This window comes from Sulfitobacter sp. HI0129, from assembly GCF_001635395.1.
GTDB lineage: Bacteria > Pseudomonadota > Alphaproteobacteria > Rhodobacterales > Rhodobacteraceae > Sulfitobacter.
Window position 1 is genome coordinate 1 of record NZ_LWGH01000594.1, and the last position, 2,507, is coordinate 2,507.

A 2,507-nucleotide genomic window follows, 5' to 3' on the forward strand; every position below is an offset into this window, starting at 1 on the left:
GGTATCTATGCTCTCGGCGTGCTGGAATGGTCTATCATCGATATCGGCATCTTCGGCATCCTTGCCGCGATTTCCGGCGCGGTATTCTGCTGGGTGGGCGGCCGGGTGGATCGGCGCGTGGGGCCGATGCCCGTGATCGTCTTCTGCTGTGTCGTTCTGATCCTCACCGGCTGCCTGATCATTTCGCTCACGCCCGTTTCGGTACTGGGCATTGCACTGCCCGAAGGCTCCCCCCTGCCGGACATCCTGTTCTACGTGGCTGGCGCCTTGATCGGCGCCGCAGGCGGCGCTTTGCAGGCATCTTCGCGCAACATGCTGACGCGGCAAGGCAATCCCGAAAGAATGACGGAGGCATTTGGTCTCTATGCGCTGTCGGGAAAGGCAACCTCGTTCCTTGCCCCGGCGCTGATTGCCGTGACCAGTGATCTGACGGGCAGTCAAAGATTGGGGATCGCCCCCATCGTGGGGCTATTCATCATCGGCCTTCTCCTGCTAGCATGGGTGAAACCCCAGGGGGATTTTGAGGAATGAGTTTAAATCGTGTGACGAGTGCCGCCCTGTTGGCGATCCTTCTGGCAGCCTGTGGCGGCGACACGCCCGAGGCGCAGGCAAATCTGGACATTGACGGCACGCCATCTGCCGTGCTGCCGACGATCGGCTCTTCGGGCGGGGCGCTTAGCAATGTGGAGGCAAAGCGCCTTTTCGGGGCGAAGACCCATGGCTCCGCACAGGCACCCGCGCCCTACGGCGGCTATTCCAAGGGATGCCTTGCCGGTGGGATGCAACTGGCGGAAACCGGCTCGACATGGCAGGCGATGCGGCTGGGCCGCAATCGCAACTGGGGCCATCCGGAGATGCTCGACTACATCGACAAGCTGAGCCAGCGTGCCGCACAGCTTCCCGGTTGGGGCGGCATATACGTAGGAGACATAAGCCAGCCGCGGGGTGGCCCGATGCTGACCGGCCACCGCAGCCACCAGATCGGTCTCGATGCAGATATCTGGCTGTTACCGCCCAAATCGCTCGCCCTCTCCCGCGCCCAGCGTGAAAGCATTTCCTCCATCTCGCTTCGGCGCGCGGCGGGCGCCTATGTGAACGAAAGCTGGACGCCCCAGCACCATCAGTTGCTGAAGGCCGCCGCCTCCGATCCGCGTGTCGCGCGAATCTTCATCTTTCCCGGCGCCAAGGTTCAGATGTGCGCCGATGAAACCAGCGACCGGTCCTACCTGCGCAAGATCAGGCCATGGTATGGGCATCACTACCATTTCCACGTGCGCCTGACCTGCCCTCCGGGCGCGACGGATTGCACCAATCAGGCCCCGCCCCCGCCGGGTGACGGCTGTGCAGAGGCCGCGCAGTGGCAGAAGAACATTCTGAACCCGCCACCGCCGGATCCCAATGCCAAACCCGCCAAACCCCGGCGTGAAATTCTGCTGGCGGACCTTCCGGCACAGTGCAAAGCGGTACTGGACGCAAATTGATCCTTCGTATTTTCGCCCTAATGGCCGCGCTGGGCAGCGCGGCCCTGCCCGCTGTTGCCGAACCCGCGCTGAAGCAGGTCTCAGATGTTGTCTGGACCCAGAACGAAGGCTGGTTCGGCGGGTTTTCCGGCATGGAAGTGTCCGATGATGGCAAACGGGCCTACATCGTGTCGGACCGGGGCCGGATCGTCACCGCGGGATTGATCCGGGACGGGCTGGACACGCTTGCTGCCATCCAGGTACTGGATACACAGCCCCTGCGCAGCCCAGCCGGCAGCGTACTGGGAAAGCCCGATTCAGATGCCGAAGGACTTGCCGAAGGGCCGGACGGGCAACTCTATGTTTCGTTAGAGAATGACCACCGGGTCATGCGGATCGATCCGAAAACAGGGCGTACCGGGGTTCTTCCCCGCAGTCAGGCCTTCAAGGGATTCCCCATCAATCAGGGGTTGGAGGCGCTGGCCATCACCCCGGGCGGAACGCTTCACGCCATTCCGGAAAGCAGTACCAGCCGCACAGCCCCCTTTTCGGTTTACGCGCTCGAACGGGGGCGCTGGCGGAGGGTGCATCGCCTCATCCGCAGGGGCGCGTTCGTGCCAGTGGGCGCGGATTACGACCACGAGGGGCGGTTGTACCTGCTGGAACGCAGCGTGACACCGCTGGGCTTTCGCAGCCGCATCCGCCGGTTCGAATTTCAGGGTCCCGTTCCAGAAGAGGTCACCCTCATCACCTCTCTGCCCTCGCGCTTCGACAACCTCGAAGCGATCAGCGTCTGGAAGGACCGTTTCGGCCAGACCCGGCTCACCACGATATCGGACGATAATTTCCTGCCTATACAATCCACCCGGATGACCGAGTTCATCGTGACGGAGTAATTGGCTGCGGCGGGTCGCTGTCGTACGTTGATCAAGCTTCCTGTCACGCAGCAACTAGTGGCTGATCCCGCACGCTCTGCGCGATTGATTGCCAAGAGGTTGAAAAATCGCTTTGCGGAAAATGCAGGCTGTGCAACGCTGCGGGTGAGTT

The 2,507-nt window shown here is 62.3% G+C and carries 3 protein-coding genes; all 3 read left to right on the forward strand.

The window, feature by feature from the left end:
- Window positions 1-531: MFS transporter (locus A3764_RS15780; RefSeq protein ID WP_201722443.1), on the forward strand; the 531-nt coding region annotated here is incomplete at its 5' end.
- Complete coding sequence (gene mepA / locus A3764_RS15785; RefSeq protein WP_067926568.1) at window positions 528-1,481, forward strand: penicillin-insensitive murein endopeptidase; 954 nt, start codon at window positions 528-530, stop codon at window positions 1,479-1,481. The genes A3764_RS15780 and mepA, both read left to right, overlap by 4 nt.
- The gene (locus tag A3764_RS15790; protein ID WP_150120866.1) at window positions 1,478-2,356 is read left to right on the forward strand and encodes an esterase-like activity of phytase family protein; all 879 of its coding nucleotides are present in this window, start codon (window positions 1,478-1,480) and stop codon (window positions 2,354-2,356) included. The genes mepA and A3764_RS15790 overlap by 4 nt, the downstream gene beginning before the upstream one ends.
- Window positions 2,357-2,507: the final 151 nt, after the last annotated feature.